Annotated in this window: 1 protein-coding gene; it reads right to left on the reverse strand. The window is 74.5% G+C overall.

The window, feature by feature from the left end:
* On the reverse strand, positions 1–748 hold a 748-nt coding region (locus QSG27_RS29080), incomplete at both ends, for an ATP-binding cassette domain-containing protein (protein WP_306712349.1).

The following is a 748-nucleotide window of genomic DNA, read 5'->3' on the forward strand; positions in this document are numbered from 1 at the left end:
GCCCAGCCGCTCCAGCGCCCACAGGGCGTGGGCCTCGGCCTGGGCGATGGAACCGTCGCGCTCCAGCCGCGCCGCGGCGACCGCTGCCAGCACGCCGGCTCCCTCCGGCAGGCTGACCGCCTGGAAGGTCCGGGCGATCCCGGCGCGGGCGATGCGGTCCGGCCTCTGCCCGGCCAGATCCGTTTCACCGATCAGGACCCGCCCGCCGTCCGGCCTCTCCAAACCGGAAATCAGGTTGACCAGCGTCGTCTTGCCGGACCCGTTCGGGCCGATCAGGCCGGTGATGGTGCCGGCGCTCAGCGTCAGGGACACGCCGCCCACCGCCTGCACCCCGCCGAAACTCTTGGTCAGCCCCTCCACCCGCAGCAGAGGGCCGGGCGGGAAGGCCGTCTCCGGGGGAGCGGCGGGCTTGGGCAACGGCGCCGGGCGGACCGGGAACAGCCGGTCCAGCAGGCCGGTCAGCCCGTGCGGCGCCAGAACGATGGTGGCAAGCAGTGCCACGCCGTAGACGATCAGGTAGCTGCGCTCCAGAAAGCGGAACCACTCCGGCAGATGGAGCAGCAGCACCGCCCCCAGAACGGCCCCGGCCACCCGCCCCCGCCCGCCGACCACGGCGATGGTCAGGACGGAGACCATGACGGGGAACTCCAGCACCTCCGGCGAGACGACGCGCTGGGTGTGCCCGCCCAGCCCCCCCGCCGCCCCGGCATAGACGGCGCTGAGCGCGAAGGCGGCCAGCCGCAGCCCG

This window comes from Azospirillum isscasi, from assembly GCF_030849505.1.
GTDB classification, from domain to species: Bacteria; Pseudomonadota; Alphaproteobacteria; order Azospirillales; family Azospirillaceae; genus Azospirillum; species Azospirillum isscasi.